This window comes from Staphylococcus sp. HMSC063F05 (assembly GCF_001837075.1).
In the GTDB taxonomy this organism is placed as follows: domain Bacteria; phylum Bacillota; class Bacilli; order Staphylococcales; family Staphylococcaceae; genus Staphylococcus; species Staphylococcus epidermidis.
The window spans coordinates 154,213-176,669 of the sequence record NZ_KV831328.1 but is presented as its reverse complement, the minus strand read 5'-3'; the positions used below and the strand labels follow the sequence as shown (position 1 = coordinate 176,669).

The window sequence follows — 22,457 nt, the reverse complement described above, 5'->3', positions numbered from 1 at the left end:
TTATCTTCTGATAGTTTATTACTACCGTGTAAATCATTAAGTGCTTGTTTGATATTTTCAATAGCTTGATCTATTTGATTTTTATCCATGATAGTAGGATGAGCAGTTATCAAATCTTTTGCTGCTTGAATTGCATGATTATAAGCATCCTGTTGGCTGGAATCTTCATTAATGAAATCACTATTTTGTTTTACTGTATTGTCATTGTTAACAATTTGTTGTAGTTGATTCATAGAGTTATCTAATTGTTTAGAGTTATTTACGATATCATCTACCTGTTGTTTAGTTTGAGCTTGATTAATTAAATCATGTTGTTTATCTTTTTGTGATTGTGTTAATCCTTGCAAATGTTCGATGCTTTGATTTCCGTCTGACTTAGCCTCTGCTAATTTAGATTGCCCATTTAAATTATTTTCAGCAGTTTTAATCGTTTGAGTTGCTCTATTTATTACATCTTTATTAAGCTCTGGTGGTTGGGTAGTTGCAATAATTTGAGAACCATAATTTAACGCAGAATTGTAATTTGCTTGAAGACCACTGTCAGCATTTACATATCTACTATCAGCCTTGATTTGTTCTTTTTTATTTATTTCAGTTTTCAGTGCTTTCATAGCTTCATTAAGTTCTTTTGCTTTTTGTAAGGCTTCTTGAACTTCTGGTTTGGTTGATGCTTGGTTAACTAATGTTTTTTCAGCAAGAACCTGTCCAGGATTTAATGCTTGTAAATTATCAATTTCAGCAACAGCTTGATTTTTAGCCTCTTGAAGTTTTTGCTCACCATGTAAACTTTCTCTAGCATTTTGCAATTCTAATAAAGCATCTTCAATTGTAGCTTTATCTAAAGTGCTACTTGGAACGCCGTTAATAATGTCTTTAGCTTTTTGAAGTGCATTACTATATTCATTTTGTGCCGCTTCATCTTCATTGATAAAGTCGCTTAATTTTTTAACACTGTTTTCAAGAGCAACTTCATTCTCAAGTTGACGCATAGCTTCATTAAGTGCTTTAGCATGATTTAAATCATTAGAAACTTCAGTTCTTGAAGGAGCAGAGTTAATCTCATCATGCTCGCTTTGTCTTTGAGAATTGTTTAGATTTGTTAAATAGTTTAATTCATTAGTTGCATCTTGTTGTGCTTTTTGTAATTTTTGATCACCATGTAAATTGTTTTTAGTTAAATGAATGTTTTGAATGGCATCTGCTATTTTATTGTTGTTTAAAACATCATCTGTAGTGCCGTTTAATATTTCTCGACCTTTTTGAATGGAGTCATTATAAATATTTTGAACTTGCGAATCTTCATTAATATATTTACTTTGTTGATGAACGTTTGTCTGTTCTTCTACGAGTGTTTTTAGTGTGCCCATTTCGTTATTTAACTTATTAGATTGTGCAATTATTTCTGCCACTTGCTGTTTAGTTTGAGCATGATTAATTAAGTCATTTAATGCTTGCTTTTGTTTATCATTTAAATTTGTTGATTTATTTATTATTAAATTTGAATCTGCTTGATTTTGTGCAAGTTTATTCGCACCGTGCAATGAATCTTTTGCTTGAATGACCTTTTGAGTAATAGCTTGAATATTACTTATATCCATAGTTGGGTCGTTAAGTTGATTTATGAGTTGTTCAGCTTGGCTTACAGCATTATCGTACGCTAACTTTTTCTCAGAATCTTCATTAAGATAGTTACTAGAATTTAGAGTAGCATCCTTATCGGCTATACTTTGTTTAAGTTGTTGCATAGCTTGGTTTATTACTTTTGCTTCTTCTAGTTTCTGAGTTACTGCAGGTTTAGTTATTGTTCTGCCTATATCTTGGATTAATTTTGTTATTTGAGCTGAATTTAATCCGTCTAGATTTTGTATTTCATTCTTTGCAATTTCCTGTGCTTGTCTTAATTTATTTTCACCATGAAGATTTTGTTCAGCATCATTAATTTCTTGAATGGTACGATTGATATCAGTACTACTTATTGTTGGATTATTTTCTGAATTAATTATTTCCTGACCTTTTGCAATAGCTTGTTCATATGCTTCTTTTTCAGAGACATCTTCATTAATATAGTTACTATTTTGTCTTACTAATGGCGCTTTGGCTACTGCAACTTTTAATTCTTCCATTTTTCCATTTAAGAATTTGGCATGACTTAACTGTTTAGCAACATTTGCTCTGCTTGTTTGTTGGTTAATGATGTTTTCCAATGCTTGTTTTTGTGGTTCAGTTAAACCAGTAAAGTTAGTAATTTGTTGTTTAGCATCTGTCTTTGCATCTTGAAGTTTTTGATCTCCATTTAATCCATTTATAGCTGTATTTATATCTTGAGTTGCTTGTTTGATTATTTGAGGATCCATCGTCGCATTGTCTTCACCAATAATGTTATTTATTTTATCTACTGCATGATTATAGGCATTTTGTTGAGCTAAGTCTTCATTAGTATAATTGCTATTTTTACGAATTTGCTCTTGATTCATAATGCTATCTCTCATTGCTTTCATAGCATCATTAAGCTCTTTTGCTTTCTGCAATTCTTGAGCTAAACTTTCTAGAGTTGTCACATGGTTGATGTTATCCTTAACAGTTTGACGTTGTGGAACATTGAGACTGTTTAAGCTATCTATGTCGTTTAAAGCATTGTCTAAAGCCTGTTTAAATCTGGATTCTCCATTTAATTCGTTATGCGCTTGGTCTATCTTGTTTAATAAATCTTGTAATGCTTTATGATCTAATGTATCTGGATGATTATGAATTAAATCCTCAGCTTCTTTAATAGCATTATCATAATTTTGTTTTTTATCATTATCAGCATTAATGTAATTGCTTAAATGTTGAATTTGATCTTTATCATTTATGACTTTATGAAGTGTACTCATATCACCATTTAATTGTTTAGCAATCTCTAGTTGTTTATTTACCTCATCTCGAGTATCAGCATTATTAATTAACGGTTTAAAATGGTTTTTTTGTTCTTCGGTTAAGTCATCTAAATGATTTAATTGATTATTAGCGTCTTGTTTAGATTGAGCTAATTTTTGATCACCATGTAAATTATTCACTGCATCTTTAATATTTTGAAGTGTATCAGCAATTTTTTGTTTATCTAAGGTTGGATTAGATGTTTGATTAATTATTTCTTTTGCAGCTTGGATTTTATCATTATAAGTTTTTTGTTTGTCTGAGTCTTCATTTATGAATGGGCTGCTATTTGAAATTTGATCATCTTGATTCACTTGATCTTCAAGTTGTTTCATAGCTTCATCAAGCGCTTCGGCCTCTTTAAGTTTTTCTGCAACTTGGTCCCTAGATCTAGCTCCATTAATAGCTTGTATAAGCGCATCTTTTTGAGGTTGATTAAGATGATTTAAGTTACCAATGGCTTGATTAGTTGTATTTTTGTCTTGCTGTAATTTTTGAGCTCCATGAAGGTTATCTTGTGCTTGTTTAATATTATTTAAAGCATTAGTAATGTCTTGTGCATTTAAGTTAGGATTTGAGCTGTTATTAATAATGTCTTCCGCTTGTTTAAGTGCATTATTATACGCATCTTTTTGTGCAGAATCTTCATTTGTATAATCACTGTTAGCATGAACACCATCTTTTTGCGCAACTTGTTCTTTAAGTTTTTTCATTGCGTCATTTAGTGCTTTTGCTTGCTCAATTTTTTGCTTAATATCATCTCTACTATTAGAAGTGTTAATTTGTTCTCTGAGTTTTTCACGTTGTGCATCTGTTAAATCTGTTAATCCATCTAGTTCTGTCGAAGACGTTTGTTTGTCTTGATTTAATTTTTCAGCACCATGTAAAGCTTGTTCTGCATTTTGAACGGATTGAGTTGCTTGGTCAATGTTTGCTTTAAGTAATTCAGGGTTTTGAGTTTCGTTAATAATAGTTTCAGCACGTTGAACTGCATCATCATAGTTTTGCTTAATTTGAGGATCTTCATTTAGATATTTACTATCTGCTTTCACTTGATCTTTGTTAGCAATACTTTGTCGTAACTCACCCATAGCATTATCTAATTGTTGAGCGGTTTGTAAGTTTTGTTGAACTTGTTCTAATGTTGATGCGCTATTAACTAGATTTTTCTCTGCATCTTTTTGGGCATTGTTCAAATTAGATAGATTTCTGATTGTTTGATTGGCATTATTTTTAGCTTCCTCTAATCTATGATCACCGTCTAAGGCATCTTTAGTATTTTTCACGGTTTGTGTTGCTGTAGTGACATTACCTTTATTAATTGTTGGTTGATTCGTTCCATTTATTATATTTTGAGCATTTTGTACAGCTGCATCATATGCTTGTTTCTTAGATGGTTCCGCATTGATGTAATTACCGTTTGAAACAATATTAGTATTATCTTTAATACTTTCTTTTAAGGCACCCATTAAACCATCTAAAGCTTGAGCTTCTGTTAAATCGTGTTGGACTTGCGTACGTGTAGATTCATTATCAATTAAAGAATCTTCCATATGTTTTTGAGCTGAATTCAAATTCTGTAATTGAGCAATCGTTTGTTTAGCACTATCTTTATCGTGTTGTAGTTTAGTATCTCCATGAAGATTGGATTTAGCTTGAGTTACGGCATTTGCCAATTGATTGATTGTATCTGAGCTTAACGTTGCTTGAGTTTCATCGATAACGTGTTGAGCATTATTTACAGCATTGTCATAAGCTTGTTGTTGGTCATGATCCTCATTAATATATTTACTACTATTTTTAGTATCGTTTTTATCTTTAATGCTTTTACGTAAACTAAGCATTGCAGTATCTAATGTTGTTGCTTCTTGACGAATATTTCTCACTTCATCACGTGTTGTTGCTGCAGTTACTTTAGCTACTTCAGCATTTTTCTGAGGTTCATTGAGACTCGTTAAACCACGTATTCCAGTTTCAGCAGCTTGTTGGTCTTGTATCAGTTTTTGAGTACCATGTAATGCATCTTTTGTAGTGTTAACAGTTTGAGTTAAACGTTCTATAGCTAATTTGTCTAGAACAGGTTGAGCATTGTTGTTGATTGTAGCTTGAGCTTCATTGATAGCATTATCATAATTGTGCTGTTCAGGTTGATCTTCATTGACATAATTGTTACTTTGTTTTACTTGATCAACGTTTTGAACACTGTTTCTTAAAGCTTCCATCGCATGGTTCAATTCAGTTGCTTTGTTTAATTCTTCTTGTACTTTTGTACGGGTATTAGCTGAATTAATTAATAGATTTAATTCACGCTTTTGACCGTCATTTAAGCTATTTAACCCATTGACAGTTTGTGTAGCTTGTTGTTTAGCATTAGCTAATTGTTGAACACCATCAAGATCTTGTTGTGCTTGTTGAACGCGTGATAGCGCTTGTTCAATTGTAGCTTTATTAAGCTCTACGTTTGGTGTGGCATTGATGATATTTTCTGCGTTCTGTAGTGCTTGATCGTAAGCTGTAACTTTAGTCGGATCTGCGTTGATATATGCACTGCTACGTTTGATGTCCTCTTTATTTTGAATGCCATCTCTTAAATTACTCATAGCAGAATTTATTTCTTTAGCTGCAGCTAACTTTTGAGCAACATCTGTTCTTGTTTTAGCTTGATTGACTAAATCTTTTTCGGCGTTGATTTGAGCTGTGTTCAAACTAGATAAACCTTCTATTTGTCTATTTGTGCTTTCTTGGTCAGTGTGTAATTTATTTTCTCCACTTAACGCTGTTTGAGTCGTATTGATTTGATTAATAGCCTGCTCAATTTCATTTTTGTTCATGATTGGATCTTGAAGTTTATCAATAATAGTTTGACCGGCTTGTACAGAATTATCATAGTTATGTTTTGGTTGTTCATCTTCATTGAAATAATTACTTTGTTGGTGAACGTTATTTTGTTGGCCTACTTTATCTCGTAAAGCTTGCATTGCAGAATTTATTTCTCTATCCAAAGCTAATTGTTGATTAACTGCTGGGATTGTCTGCTGTGCTTGAACATTTTCAATTGCTTTTTGACGTTGTGCATCATTTAATGCTGTAAGTTTATTGATTTCAGTAATCGCATTATTTTTAGCTTCTTCTAATAGATGTGAACCTTGTAACGCATTTTGAGCGTCAGTCAATTGTTGTAACTTTTGTTCAATTTCCGATTTATTTAATGTTGGATTACCGATTTCATTAATAATATTTTCTGCTTCTTGAAGTGCTTGATCATACCCACGTTGATGTTCAGTTGAATCATTAATGTAATCGCTACTTTGTTTGACATTAGTCTTTTCAGCTACTTTATCTCTTAATTGCTTCATAGCGTTATTTAATGATTTAGCTTCATTAAGATGCTCTTCTACTTCAGAACGTGTATTTGAACCGTTAACGAATGCTTCTTCACCAGATCTTTGTGGATTATTTAAATAACCTAATTGTCCAATTTCTTGATTAGCAGTTCCCTTATCTCTTTGTAACTTTTCTGCACCATGTAAATCATTTTTAGCTGTGTTAATTTGGCTAATCGTTTGATCAATAGTAGATTTATTTAATTCTGAATTGTGTTGACCAGTTATATATGTCGAGCCATTATCAATTGCATTATCATAAGTATTCTTTTGAGTTGAATCCTCGTTAAAATAATTACTTGTTGAATGTATTACATTTTGATTGTTAACTAAATCACGTAATGTTTGCATAGATTGATCTAATGCCTTTGAATCACGTAAAACGTTAGCAACTTGGTCTCTAGTTTGAGAGTCATTAACGGCTTGATTTTCTTTTGTTTTTTGCTCGTTAGTTAATCCGCTTAGGTTGTTTATTGAAGCAACAGCATCTTCTTTAGCTTTAGTCAGTTTAGCTTCACCGTTTAGATTATTAATTGCAGAATTAATATTATTAATTGCTTGTTCAATTGTTACTTTATCTAATTCAGGGTTTTGTGATTTGTTTTTAAGCACTTCTGCACTTGCAATCGCATTTGAATATGCTTGTTGTTGGTTCGCATCTTCATTGATAAATTTACTGCTATTTATCATTTGGTTTTTACCATTGATAAGGTTATTCAGTTGTTCCATCACCTTATTTAGTTCTTTAGCTTTTGCTAATTGAGAAGCAACTTCTGTTCTAGTTTGAGAACTGTTGACTAAACCTTTTTCACTATTTCTTTGCGCATCAGTCAATTGATTTAACGTATTGATTTCTTGATCGGCATTTTCTTTAGCACGACGTAATTGTTCTTCACCATCTAAAGCATTTTTAGTAGTAAGAATCGCTTGTGCTTTTTGGTTAATTGAATTGGCATCAAGAGTGGCTTGTTGTTCATTAACTATTTCTTTAGCATTATTTAGAGCCTCAGTAAAGGCATGTTGTTTTTCGGGTTCAGCGTTAATATAATTACTTTCGTTTGTTACTGATTCGTTGTCAGAAATGTTTTGTCTCAACGTGTGCATTGCACTATTTATTTGATTAGCCTTACTTTGCTCTGCAGTTACATCAGTTCTTGTATGAGCAGTGTTAATAGCTGTTTTAATAGCCTCTTTCTGAGGTGTGTTTAAATCAGCTAATGTATTAAGTGCATTAATTGCTTCCGTTTTAGCAGTTGTTAATTTTTGTTCACCATGCAGTGCATTCTCTTTAGTTGAAATGTTACTGATTGCGTTATCAACTAAAGTTTTATCAAGTACTGGATCAGCTGTTTTATTAATTATAGTTTGTCCCATTGTAATGGAATCATTGTAGGCAGATTGCTCAGTTTGATCTTCGTTAATATAAGCACTTGTTTTTTGTACTGTAGGTTGTTTAGCAACTAATGATTTTAACGTGCCCATAGAACTATCTAGTGACTTAGCTTGGTTAAGTTGTTCTTGTACTTCCGTACGAGTTTGTTTACTATTTACCAGTTCCTTTTCTTTAGCTTTTTGAGTATTAGTTAAGTTTGGTAAGTTACCGATTTCTGTATTAGCACTACTTTGTGCTTGTTCTAACTTTTGTTGTCCATGTAAATTCTGATGGGCAGTATTTACTGCTTGTGTTTTTTGATTTACTACGTCACGGCTCATTTCAGGGTTAGATTGTGCATTTATCAATGTTTGAGCATGAGTAACGGCTTGATTGTAAGCTTCTTTTGGACCATTATCTTCATTTATATAATTGCTATTTGCTTTAACATTGTTAACGTCGTTCACACTGTTACGTAATGCTTGCATAGCAGTATTCAATTGATTGTAATCTTGTAACTGACTCGTAATATTTGTTTTTGTAGAAGCTTTGCCTACATTTTCTTTAGCTTTGTTACGTTGAGCTTCATTTAGATAAGTTAAACCATCAATGGTTGTATTAGCATCTCTTTTAGCTTCAGCCAATTTGTCATTACCATTTAGATCATTTTTAGTCGTATTGACTCTTTGTGTAACTTTATTAATTTCAGCTGGATCAAGTTGTGCTTGATTAGCATCAGATTGATTAATCAGTTGTTTAGCATTGTTAACAGCGTTATTATAAGCATCTTTTTTGTCTTTATCTGCATTAATGTAATTGCCGTCATGCAATTCATCGTCATAGTTAGCAATAGTTTGTTTCAGTTGAGTCATTGCTGTGTTAACAGTATTAGCTTTTTCTTTAGCTTGATTCACTGAATTGATGTTTGGAGAGTGATTTATAGTATCAGTTAAAGTTTGTCGCTGAGCATCGTTTAAATCATTTAAGGTATTTAAATGATTAAGTGCTTGTTGTTTAGCAACTTCTAATCTTTGATTTCCATCTAACGCAGTTTTCGTACGTTTAACATCTTCAGCTTTTTGATCAATCACATCAGCACTCATTGTCGGACTTTGAGTTTGGTTTAAAATACCTTTAGCCGCATTGACTGCATTGTCATAGTCTTGACGTTTATTGTTAGATGCATCTAAATAATTTTCTTGTTGTTTTTGATTTTCGTAATCTGCAATACTTTCACTTAATGCTGTCATAGATTGATTTAAAGTATCAGCCTTATTTTTAATCGTTTCTAAAGTATTATGATTAGGTGCTGAGTTAACTTGAGCTTTAAAATTATCTTTTTGCGCGTTATTTAAATGACTTTCATTATTAATATGATTGATATATGGCTCTCTATTTAATGTAAGTTGAGAACGTGCAGTGTCTAATGCTTGTTTATGTGCATTTGCTTCATCTGTATTTTGTCTAATTTCAGCTACAGTAGGTTGACCACCTAAAACTTTAGATATTTTTTCAAGGTTTTGTCTAGCTTTTGCTAATTTATCATTATAATTGTTAAGCGAATCTTGAGTCATGCCGTCAGTATCTGTTTGTTGGTTAATACTGTTTTCTAATCTATTTTTAGCTTCTTGAAGTTGAGTTTTGTCTGGAACAAGTGAAGTTCGAGCATTTTGTAAATCTTGTATGACTTGTTGTGCATTAGCAACGCTCTCTTTAACTTGTTCTACTGTCGGATTACGTTTAAGTAATTTATTTACTTTGCCTTTTTCTATAATTGCTGCACTTAAGCTATCATTGTAATTATCCACTGAATCTTGAGTCATTCCATCTGTGTTAGTACCTTGATCAATTTCATCTTGAAGTTGTCTTTTTATTTTTTCTAAAGGTTGAGTATCAACTTGTAAGTTATTCTTAGCTTGTGTTAAATCGTTACTGATTCGTTCCGCTTCTGCTTTATTCGTTTTGATTGCATTAACATCTGGATTGTTCGCTAAAACGTTATTAATTGTGTTAATTTCGTTTTTAGCTATTTGTAGTTTTTGATTATAATTTGCAACAGATTGCTGAGTCATACCATCTGTACTAGGTACCTGGTCGATGTTATTTTGTAACGCTGTTTTAGCGGTTTCTAATGGTTCTTTATTAACTGTTAACCCGTTAATTGCTTGAGTTAAGTTTGTAGTTTGCTGATTGACTCGGTCTGTTTCAGTTGTAATTTGTTGTTCATCGGCATCGCCGTTATTAATTAATGCTAAAGCAGTGTTAGATTCATTTTGGGCTACGCGTTTAGCGTTTTGATAAGCCTCTATAGATTGTTGTGTCATACCATCAGTTTGTACAGTTTGATTAATTTTATTTTCTAAATTTAATCTTGCAGCTTTTAATGCATCATTATTTGATAGCGGTTGAAGTTGATTAATTGCTTCAGTTAATTGTTGATTCAACTGATTTACTTGTTGTAATGCATTATTTACCTCTTGAACAGTACGTATAGGTTTTTGTATCACAGCGTTGGCATTATCTTTAGCAGAAGTAATTTGTGTTTCTAATGATTGAATTGCTTTATTATATGCATTGATACTTCTTGGCTTTTTATTATTTGTATCGCCTCTTCTGTTTAATTGTTGAACTGCTGTTTGTAATTCAGTAGTATCTGCAGTTAATTGCTGTTTAGCATCATTCAAATGTGCTAGTGCTTGTTCAACTTTAGATTTCTCGTCTGAAATTTGTTTTGCAGTTGCATCGCCATTGTTGATGACAGCTTCTGCATTTCTGATAGCACTTTGAGCCTCATTTCTCTTAGCTTCATAGTTATTAATAGAATCTTGAGTCATACCTGTTGTTAATGGTTGATCATTAACTGATTGCTGAAGTTGATTTTTAGCTGTGACAAGTGCACTATTATTCTCTTTATTTTGAAGTATATGAATCGCGTCATTAACTTTAAGTTGTACAGCTTCAACTTTTTGTAATGCTTGTGCTACTTCATTAACTGAAGGGTTACTATTTTCAAGAATTTGATGTGCTTCTGATTTAGCGTTATTGTATTGCGTCTCAATAGCTTGTCGAGCAGCTTGGTATTGTTGAATACTAGCAGGTTTTTTACCATTTGTATCAACATTTTGTATTAATTGGTTATAAGCATTTTCCAATTGAGACTTATCAGCACGTAAATCGTTTTTGGCTTTGTTTATTGCATTAATCGCTTGATTTACTCTATTTGTTTCGTTAGTAATTTGTTGCTCAGTGGCATCGCCATTGTTAATGATTTGTTGAGCTTTTTGTATTTCATCTTCAGCTTCACGTTTTTTTGATTTATAGTTATTAGCAGTATCTGTTGTCATGCCTTGTGTTGGATCTACTTCATTAACAATTTGTTGAAGTTGTTGTTTCGCTTGAACCAATGCATTATTATTCTCTTTATTTTTAAGCATTGCTATCGCTTTATCTAATTCAGGTTGAACAGCTTTTATTTTGTTTAACGCAGCAGTCACTTGTGATACTTGAGGATTGTCATTTGTTAAAATACTGTTTGCTTCATTTTTAGCTGAATCAATTTGAGTTTGAATACGTGACTTAGCTTCATTGTATTTCCTGATACTTGCAGGCGTTTTACCGCTCGTATCAATATTTTGAGTTAATTGATTATATGCATTTTGAAGTTCCTCTTTATCTGCTCTTAAACCAGTTTTTGCATTATTTAATGCTTCTAAAGCGCGTTCAACATTTGTTTTGGCGTTAGAAATTTGTTGTGTAGTCGCATCGCCATTATCGATAACTTGTTGTGCTTTTGATATTTCTTGTTGAGCAGCTTGTTGTTTTGAATTGTAATCATCTTTAGTTTGTTGCGTCACACCTTCTGTTGAAGGGACTTGGTCAACTGCCTGTTGAAGTTGTTCTTTGGCTCGAACTAGTGCACTATTATCTTCTTTATTTTGTAAAAGTGCTCTGGCTTCGTTTAATTTTTGTTGTACTTCTCTTACTTTATTTAGTGCATTGTTGACATCAGCTACACTTGGATTTTGCTCTTTTAAAATGCGATCTGTATTTGTTTTAGTGCTGTTCAATTCGTTACTAAATTGTTGATATCTTTGATTGTACGCAGTGATAGAAGCTGGTTTCTTATTATTTAAATCCGTTGGTTGAATCAACTGATTATATGCTTGCTGTAATTCTTGTTTATCAGCTCTAAGCGCTGATTTGGCGTTGTTCAATTCACTGAGTGCTTGCTCTACCTTAGATTTCTCATCAGACACTTGTTGTACACTAGGTTGAGCGTTTTCAATAATTTTATTTGCATTTTGTATAACTTGCTCTGCTTTTTGACGTTTAGCGTTATAATTTTGAATTGTTGCTTCAGTCATACCAGTAGTACTTGGTTGATTATCTAGACTTTGTTGCAAAGCAGTTTTTGCATTAATCAATGGTTGTTTATCAACAGTAAGACCTTGTTTCGCCTGTGTTAATTCATTATTGATTTGTTCCGTCTCAACTTTGTTTGTTCTGATAGCATTAACATCTGGATTGTTAGCTAAGACATTATTAATTGAGTTTATTTTATCTTTGGCTTCTTGTAGTTTACGTTCATAGCTTTGTACAGATTGTTGCGTCATACCATCAGTGCTAGGTTTTTGGTCAATATTTGCTTGTAACTGATTTTTGGCAGTTTCTAAAGGTTCTTTATTAACTGTTAAGTGATTGATTGAATTTGTTAATTCAGACAGCTTTTGATTTAATTTTTCTATTTCTGTAGAAACTTCTTGATCAGATGCATCACCATTATTAATAAGAGTTTGTGCAATACTAGATTCATTTTGAGCTTTTATTTTAGCTTGCTTATAATTCTCAACAGATTGTTGAGTCATACCGTCTGTTTGAACGGTTTCATTAATTTTACTTTCAAGTCGATTACGAGCTTCTTTTAAGCTTTCTTTATTCGCTAAAGGTTGTAATAAGTTAATTGTATCTGTTAAGCGTTGGTTCAATTGGTTTACTTCATGCAATGCATTATTTACTTCTTCAACAGAACGAATAGGCTTATTGATGATAGTATTTGCTCTATTTTCAGTCTGTGTAATTTCAGATTGTAGCGAATGAATAGTATTGTTATAAGCACTAACACTGCTAGGCTTTTTGTTGTTTGTGTCGCCTCTCCTACTTAATTTCCGTACTTCAGTTTTTAAAGAAGTTGTATCTGCCGTTAAATGTTGTTTTGCTTCGTTAAGTGCATTAGTTGCCTCTTCAACTCGAATTTTATTTTCTGTTATTTGTTCAATAGATGCATCCCCATTATTAATAATAGTGTCAGCAGAACTTGCTATATTTTGTGCTTCTCTACGTTTTGTTGTGTAATTATTAATAGATTCTTGAGTCATACCATTTAGTGATGGTTGACTATTAATCGCTTGATCTAATTTTTCTTTTGCTCTAACAAGTTCGCTATTATCTTCTTTATCTTGAAGTATATTAATAGCTTTTGTAACCTCTGGTTGAATTGCATTTATCTTACGTAAAGCATCTTCTACTGCATTTACAGTAGGGTTTGTATTTTCAAGAACATTATGTGCTTCATTTTTAGCGGTATTATATTGGTTTTCGATATTTCGTCTTGCAGACTTATAGTTTTGAATACTAGATGGTTTTTTACCATTGGTATTAACATTTTGTATAAGTTTATTGTATGCAGTCTGTAATTCTCTTTTATCAGCTCTTAAGTCATTCTTAGCATTTTGTAATGCTTGTAATACTTGCTCTACTTTAGATTTTTCAGAAGAAATATCTTGAGCAGTAGCATCTCCATTATTAATAATCATGTTCGCTTTTTGTATTTCATTTTGAGCTTCTCGCTTTTTAGCGTTGTAATTATTAATTGTTTCTTGAGTCATACCGTGTGTTGGATCTGTATCATTTACTGCATTTTCAAGTCTGTTTTTAGCATTGACTAATTCTGTATTATTTTCTTTGTTTTGAAGCATGTTGATAGCTTCTGTTAATTTTGGTTGAATAGCTTTGATTTTGTTCAATGCTTGAGTTACTTGTGATACTTGTGGATTATCATTACCTAAAATTCGCTCCGCTTCATTTTTAGCATCATTAATTTGATTTTGTATTCTGGCTTTGGCTGTTTCGTATTGACGTATACTCGCCGGTTTTTTACCATTGGTAGATACGTTCTCAATTAATTTGTTATATGCAGTCTGTAACTCATTCTTATCAGCTCTCAGATTACTTTTAGCATTAGTTAAAGCTTGCATTGCTTGCTCTACTTTAGATTTTTCAGAAGTGATTTCTTGAGTTGTAGCATCCCCATTATCAATCACTCTTTGTGCAGATGTAAGTGCTCTTTCAGCTTCACGTTGTTTGTCATTATAATTATTAATTGTTTGTTGTGTCATACCTTGTGTTTGAGGTATGTCATTTACAGCGTCTTGTAAACGTTTTTTAGCTTGTACAAGTTCTGAATTATTTTCTTTTGGTTGAAGTAAAGCAATTGCTTGATTCACTTTAGGTTGAACAGTATTTATTTTATTTAAAGCGTCTCTAACTTGTTCAACGGAAGGATTGGTGTTTCGCAAAGTACTACTTGCATCCGCTTTAGCTGTATCTAATTCTTTTCTAATATTTGAAATGGCTTCATTATAGCGTCTTACAGATGCTGGCTTTTTATCATTTGTTAAAACATCTCTATTTAACGTATCATAAGCGCTTTGTAACTGTGACTTATCAGCACGTAAGTTGCTTTTAGCTTCAACATAATCTCTCTGTGCCTGTTCAACTGTGTTTTTAGCATCATTAATTTGTTGGGATGTTGCATCTCCATTATTTATAACGCTATTTGCATGTTGTATTGCTTGTTCAGCTGCTTGGCGTTTATTGTTGTAGTTCCTTGTGCTATCTTGAGTCATACCATCAGTTGAAGCGGCTGGTTGAATCGATTGTTGTAATTGTTCTTTTGCTCTCACAAGTTGACTATTATCAGCCTTGTTTTGTAATAATGCTTTAGCTTCATTTATTTTATTTTGTGCCGCTTGAACTTTAGATAAAGCTGAATTTACTTGTTGAGGTGTTGCAAATTCTGTGCCTATAACTTGGTCAGCATCACTTTTAGCTGTATTAATTTGTGATTGAGCACGATTCATAGCTTGATCAAAGTTTCTGATACTTGATGGTGTTTTGTTCTCTTTACTAATTTCTTCATCTAGTCGACGACGAGCATTGATTAATTCGGTTTTATTAACTTTAGTTCTAACAGTCTCAGTAGCTTCTTCAGAACTTCCATCACTGTAATAAATAACTACTGGAATATGTGATGTACTACCACCAGCTAAATTTGTTGGAAGAGCGTTTCCTTGTTTAATCGCAACTCTATTTTTATTTGGCACTTGAACCGCATTATTAATATCATCATTAGTCACATTTTGACCCTGTTCTTTAACAATTTCATTGATTGTTAAAGTATGTTGCGCAGGTGCTTGAATTACAGTAGGATTTGTGTTTTCAGTGTTACCCTGACCTGCTTTAGGAGTTATTGTAATTTGAGAATTAGGTTTAATTGTATTGGCCGAAAATACAACTTTACCATTATCCTGATTGAACTCGACATAATTTGGTTTATTATTTATCGTCCATTTGCCGTTGTTATTTTTAGTAATAGTGAATGATTTTTGTGTTTCATTGCCATTTAATTTTTCAGTGTAATTAATTTCGACACGTTCAGTTGGATTTAAAGAATTACGTGAATTGTCAGGTAATATATCGAATGTTCCATTATCATAAGTATGAGTTGCTACTTGTTCAGGTTGTGGAGCTTTGACAATATAAATTTCACTAGTTGCTGAAGTACTTATAGTTTCTCCGGAACCTTCAGTCGCTATTGCTTCTATTGAATCCCCAGGTCTAACTGCTAATCGACTTAAAGATATAGCAGTTCCGTTATTTGTTGGTCCGATACCATTTATGTCAGGTGACCCAGTTTCAACAGTCCAACGACCATCATTATTTTTAACAAATGTAGTTAATTTATTTCCATTTTTATTAATAACAATCTTATCTGCAGATGCTTGGATATAATCATTTGTCCCACTTATTAGTATATTACGCACAGCACCAGGTGTTACTGTTACATCACCAGTTTTAGACTGAGTTATGGTTGGTTGATTAGGTTTAGCATTTGTAACTATAAATTTAGCTGATTGTGATGTTTGCCAAACACCCCAGTTGCTAGGATTAACGACATCATAAGTACCAGTTTTAACAAAAGGAGTTCTAGTATATGCTAATGATTGCCATTGATCACTAGTAGTTCCTGTACTTTGCTGGTTCCAATAAAATTTCCAACCATCTATTGGTAATCCCTCTCCATTTTCAAGATGTTTGTAATAGCCTGCCCATGTTCCTTTAGGGAATGTATCTCCTACTTGAATTTTGTAGATAGGTTGAGTGAAATCAAAATTATATACCCACACTTTAACAGGAACTTCTAATGGTGTAGATATGCCAGGATAATTAACAAGTGCAATTAAATTTTGTACACCGGCTATGTTTTTATCAGGTTGACGATTGTCTTTCCAAGAAGTTGTTCCTCCAAGACGGTTATTATTTTCAAAAATAATATAATTATAAACGTCAGTACCATTGGTTAAGTTTCGTCCTTTTTGATCTCTTACTGGATTCTTAGCTGTAACTGTTGGATAGATTGTTATTGGAATATCTACAGTTCTCGTACCTTGATGATTAGGTAGAGTAACTGTAACAGTTTTTGTTGTAGTACCGATGTTGTTTTTCCAACTATTAGGCTCCTCGTTCCATGTAAGAGTAGAATGGGCTGGTATATTACTTATGAAACTATTGAAGTCATTAAAATTATAGTTTGTACCTTTAATTATTTTAATACCATCATTTTTAGCTTGCATGCCAGCGGTAACATTTACTTGATCACTGTTTTCTGAAAAAACACTTATATCTTCAGTTGTATTTGAAGCAATTCCACTACTATTTTGTTTAGTGTACGTTACATTATTTGTCATTGAGGTTTTAGCAGTAATATTTCCGGTTGGTAGAGTGCCTTGAATTGTTACAGTAGCTATACCATTAGAATCTATAGTTGTATTTGTATTAGGAATAACAGTTCCATTTGATTGATATAGAGTGACTTGTGCATTTTGTGGAACATTTCGAACTAAAATTTGTTGACCATTTAATTGTCCTTTTGAAATCACACTATTACTATCAATAACAGGTTTATTTGGTTTGACTTTGAATAGTACATTAACGTTTTCAGTTTGGCCGTTTTGATAAACTACCGTAACTGTTTTAGTAAATGAACCTGCATTACGAGAACTTGGTGTGCCTGATCCTTGGGCCCATCTGAAGTCCATATGTTCTGGCCAATATTGATTTACTGCTTGAACAAAATTTCCTGGATATGCATCACCTGATGAATTAAATCGACCATTGATAGTTGTTTCATATATTTGCTTTGGAATAGATTGACTAAGTTTGTAAGTAGTATCTTTTCTAATTGGTGTTGTTTCACCATCAAAGAATATTTCAGCGTGTAATGTTAAATCTCTACCAATTTGATTACTATTTATATCGGGTCCCTGATTATTAACCCAAACTATTCTCGCATCAACTGGACCTCCCGTTCTTAAACTAAAGAAATCATTTGGGGAAGTTCCTTTGCCGGTTGGAAATTGTTGTCCTCTTACTGTTGTTCTAGTAGTAGGTACAACTTCTAATAACACATGTTTAACTGGAACGGTTATTGTATTAGTTGTACCATCAGAAAATGTAGTTGTAACATTAACTGTAGCATTGTTCCCACTTCTATTTACTTTACTTACAACTTGACTACGAACGTCATTATTTGACTCATTGACATAATTTCTTGTACCTAAAATTTTAGTCATGCTGAGTGAAGATTTTACTCTATTTTGATCTTCAATTGAAAGGTTAGCATTGTTTTGAATATTACTAATTCTCACTGGTGTTTGATTACTTGATGAAGTTGTTATTCTATATTTCTCGTTTAATGGTTTTATATTTACTGTGAAAGAAACAATACTTTCATTTCCACTTTTATCTGTGGCTTTAACTTTTACAATTTTATTTATGCTATTAGTAACATTAGGAGCCTGACCTACTAACTCGTTGTTGTTTCTGGTCATAGTAATTGCACTATCACTTGTAGAAGCTACTGTATTTAATCCATAATTATCATTTACATTGATAGTATTTTTAAATGTTTCACCAGAATATACCGTATGATGGTCGTAATTACCTACAGTTATACTAGGATTTACTTTATCAGAAGGCACAAAATAAACATTAATCACGTTATTGGTATTGCTTAAATTTTGGCCTAATTTTTCAATGTAACCTTTTGGACTGTATGGTGCTAAGTATAATTGTGCCTTATAGATAACACCCATAATACCATTATTTGCCGCATTAGCTTTAACAACTTTATCAATATTAAAAGCGGATGCCCCATTAGCTTCTGGAACTTGACCATTTACGATAGAAGAATTTTTTTCATTATATATAACGTTAGAATGACTGACTTGACGTCCACCGTAACCATTATCTGGTTCTACTAAGTCTAATACTTGAATAGGATTTGAGTTAAGTAAATAAGATTTCTCGCCATCATCTCTAATTATAGATTTAGAATACCCATTAGACCCTCGTTCTGCTAACTGTTTTTCATTACTATTGATATTTGAACGTAAATTTGAGTTTTTAGCTGTTGCTTGAAGTAAAGTTAACACGTCATTAGTATTTATTTGTCTACCTAATGTTGCATCATATTTATAAATAAGTGATTTATGATCTGGTGACCATTCTAATCCACCATCTGTATTTCTACCTTGAATCTTACTAGAAGTCCACGAAATGGTATAATCATCCCTTATATTAACCCAACGTAAGAAATTCATATTATTGAGATTTGATGAAAACTCTTTTATCAAATCGCCCTTACGTATAGTTACTGTCACACTACTAACATTTCTATGGTCAAAGTTATTCGAAACAGTGATATCGTTATCGTTTAAATTAAGTCCAGAATTAGCTGCTTTAAATGCTTGTTTGATTTTATTGATTTCATCATTAGTTAAATTATAAGTACTAACTCTATATACACGATTATTACCAGTAGGTGCATTAACCTCTACTATTTTAAGTTTTAAATTAAGTTCTTGTTGAGTCTTATGATAAGCATTTTTAGCATTAACTCTATAGTTATAATTTCCAACATTGAGTCGACTAATTTCACTCGATGAAGGTAAAGATCCAATAGCTGATATAGAGGTGAAATCTCTATTAGGTAAATCCGAACCATTACTTAATGAGAAATATTTTCTTAAGTTTGGACCAATGGTATAGTTTTGTCCTCTAGCAATAGTGATTACTGCTTCTTTTTTATTTGTATTACCATTTTCACTGAAAATGGATTTTCTTTCGGGCTCATATGTGATTACATTTTCAGCATCAATAACATCTACAGAACCATCTCTATAATAAAATGTAACATCGCCGTTTACTCCAGCGAGTATTGGGTTATTTTGTAATAAATATGATCTTATATTAGCATTTGCTTCACTTATTTTTCTTTTTACCTCTTCTCGTTCGGAATTAGATAATGAAGAAGGGTCTGTCACTAATTGTAGTTGATCTCTAGATAATCCGACTGGATTTAAATCATCAGCCAACTTACCAACATTTAAAATAAAGGTTTTAGCTGGATTTGTTGTATTTCCAGAATTATCGGTTGCAGTAATATTGAAATGATATGTCGTATTATATGCTTCATTACTAGGTATATTACCAATTAACTTAAGCGTACCCTCAGTATTATTATTAGGATTGATTGTAAAGGTTTTTGTCCAACCTTGAGGTAAATTGACGTTTACATCTCTTAAACCTGAACCGCCAGTATTATCAGTGACTGGAAGAGTAATTTCTACATGATCTCCCCTGTAATACTTATGAACTAGTCCTGCCGGTTCATTAATTGTAGGTGGTGTTGTATCGCTACTAAACGGAACGCTTTTACTAAAGTTTGATTGTACATATTGATTGTAATAAACAATTGCCTTTAATTCACCGCTTAATGGTAGATCTTTAAGGTAGTCTGATGAACGGAATGTTAAGACCCCATTTTTACTTGGATCATTATCATGGTATGCTTCTGCAACTACTGTGTAGTTTTCAGGGACAGTATATGGATTTATTTCTGGATCATGATCGCCATCGGTTCCGCCCATCACAAGTTTGATTTTAGCAGTAGTATCATTTGGTATATCTGTTACTCTTATTTCAGGCTTATGGTTAGGATTTCCACGTAATTCATTAGCAGTTGTAATGATTCTTGGTGGAGTTGGTTTTGATCTAATTTCAAATTGTTCTACTTTATCACCAAACTTAACAGTGATGAAATAATTTCCTGGATCAATATGACCAACAAGAGCTAAGTTTTTTTCAGTAGCATTATTTGTTCTACCCACAGCGTTTTGTAATGTAAGCGTGTTAGGATATCCTGTAATAGACCATTCACTATCTTTAATTGGTTCATTACTAGTAAGTTTGATACGTATCTCTTGTTGATAAGGTAATATTCCTGATCCTACAGTGTTATGAAGCGTTCCACTCATTACTTGGAAAACACCATGGCCCGCTCGTTTCGATACTGAAAATTCCTTTCTATCTTGTTTTTCATTATCGTGATATAACTCAATTGTATGTTTTAACTCAGGTTTTACATATAAATTTACTGGTAAAAGAGTTTCAGGGTTATGATGGCTATCTTCAACATCAAAACCTACAAGAAATTGAATTGGACGGCCTGAACGTGCTGCATTTTGAAGATTTTCTTGTGAAAAAAGTTCTTCAATTTGATAGGCATTCATTGCATTAGCTCCCTGCCATCTTTCCTGATTATAAGGAAGATAAGATGGATAAATACCTAGGACTGTACCAGTCACATTCTTTACATAACTTAATGGGTCGTATACCGAATCAATACTTCCGGAACCGTCACTATCCAAAATAGGAACATCAGTAGTTCTCTGTAATGTAGGATCGAATTGTCTGATTGTTCTTTTTAAATGAAGTGTACGATTTTTAACTTGGACATTTGACTGTACTCGATTTCGATAATTCTTATAAGGTTCGACATAGAGTTGGTTATAGTTCGTTGCTTGTTTATATTCACCAGAACGCGCGCCAGCAGCATAATACAATCTTGCAGTTGGAGCTCCTTGAGTTTTAAATGAAATACGATAACTTACATCACCACTACCTTTAAAACTATATATTGTATCTAATCCTCTTATTTGATCTGGTTTCTCACTATTTAGCAATGCGAAGTTTTCATCGCCATAATATTTATTAGTTTGTGTAGCGCCTTCTCTGTCGAAGTATAATTCTCCCCCTCTAGCAAAGTCAGAAAAATTATTAACACCATCATAAAATGCATAATTTGTAGCGGAGCCATGTTTAAAATCATTCGCTACGCTAGAATTAATAGCACCTGCTGATCTCCAAAATTGAGGTAGTGGTGCACCTGATCCAAATCCAACGCCACCAGTAGATGTACTTGAACCATCACGGTTGATAATAGTGAAAGTTACTGGACCAGTTGGTGTTTGATCACTTGGAAGTCCAAACCAATAGTACATATATTCATGCCCTTTATGATTACTATTAAATAAAATATCCCATTGATATCCATCTTTAAGTCGTTTTGTAGTGATATAAGCATTACCTTGTACATCAGAAGCACGTAAGATGTTCCTAGATCTTGGTAAATTATAAGGCCATCTTCTATTTGAAGCATGGAAGAAAGTACCAGGAGGGAAACCAGAATCATCATCGTCTTTTGAAACATAATATTCAGTTCTAGCATCTAAGTAATCGCTTCTTGATGAACGATTCTCAACAACACTTCTCGTACTTCTTCTACCACGTTTTTCTGTAGTAGATTGTTGTGGTAACGTACGTGCAAGTTCTAATGCTTTCTCTAATTGTTGATATGCCGAAACAAGCTGTTCTGAAGGAATATTTTGATTATTACCTAGTAAGTCATTGACGTAGTCAAAAGTAGATTTGACTTTTTGATATTCTGTTGCATCCGCACGATCTCTATCAATCATTCTGTAATTGTGATATGATGCGTCAAAAAAAGCTTGTAATGCATTTTTATCTAATGGTGGATGTACTTGCTGCGATTTATCTTTCTCTTGTAGATTCTCTTTCTCTTTGTCATTTTTACTTGCTCGGCTTTCTGCAAGTACATTTTCTGTTAGTTTATGATGTTTATTTTCAGAAGCATTCCCATCGCTATCGCTTACTATTTTACTATGTGCTTGCATAGTACTATTATCAACTTTCAATGGTTCGTTATTCATATTTGCTTCACTATGCGATTGATTGATACTATCATCCGAAACATTTGTAGGTAATTGTTGCGATGTTTCATTAGTGTCTTTGAATTGATCCGACAGTCGTGCATTTGCTTGATTTTGACTAGTTGATGAACGTAATGATTCAGTCTTCCCACTAGAATTTTGTTTGTTATTTTCGATTTCTTGACTATGCGTATTCGAATCATCATCATCTGTTTGATTTAATTGTTTAATTAACTTTTGATTTTGATTCAACTCGTCGGCACTTGCATGGTTTGTATTGATACCCATGAACACAAGTGTTGCAATCACAGTAGAAAATGTTCCAATTGCGTATTTTCGAATACTAAATTTTTGTAATTTATCACGATTATTCAA

The 22,457-nt window shown here is 32.7% G+C and carries 1 protein-coding gene (running past one end of the window); it reads right to left on the bottom strand.

The features are described 5' to 3' along the window. A protein-coding gene (gene ebh, locus HMPREF2576_RS04230; RefSeq protein ID WP_083320092.1) for a hyperosmolarity resistance protein Ebh crosses the window boundary here: on the bottom strand, nt 1-22,457 show its 5' portion. The gene continues 7,903 nt to the left of window position 1, outside the view; only the first 22,457 of its 30,360 coding nucleotides appear in the window; it begins with the start codon at nt 22,455-22,457; the stop codon falls past the left edge of the window.